Consider the following 391-nt stretch of genomic DNA (forward strand, 5'->3'; position numbering starts at 1 on the left):
AGCCAAATTTATTCGAAAGCGCCATCAAGATAACGCCGCGTACACGACTTTGAAGATTCTCTTCTGTTACATCAGATGGCAACCCTAAAAAAACAGGTGCCATCGTCTTCAAAAAAACTTCAACAGGTTGAACAATCGGTATTATTTCATAACGACATCCTAAAAGATGTGCACATTCTTTAGCATCTTTTAATGATTCTTGTGAAGTATAATGATAAGGCATCATTACAGTGCGGACCTTCTCAGCGCCAAGAGCATCAACCGCCATTGTCGTACACAGAGCTGAATCAATTCCTCCTGAAAGACCAAGAATAACATTCTGAAAGCGGTTTTTATTGACGTAATCTCTCAAACCCAAAACACAAGCTTGATAATCAGCAGCTAACCCATT

The 391-nt window shown here is 39.6% G+C and carries 1 protein-coding gene; it reads right to left on the reverse strand.

The genetic code is table 11. The features are described 5' to 3' along the window. Positions 1-391 (reverse strand): NAD(+) synthase (gene nadE / locus ACFINZ_RS10765; protein WP_375701516.1); only part of this gene is annotated, 391 nt, incomplete at both ends.

It is taken from the genome of Bartonella sp. AA81SXKL, from assembly GCF_042196945.1.
In the GTDB taxonomy this organism is placed as follows: domain Bacteria; phylum Pseudomonadota; class Alphaproteobacteria; order Rhizobiales; family Rhizobiaceae; genus Bartonella.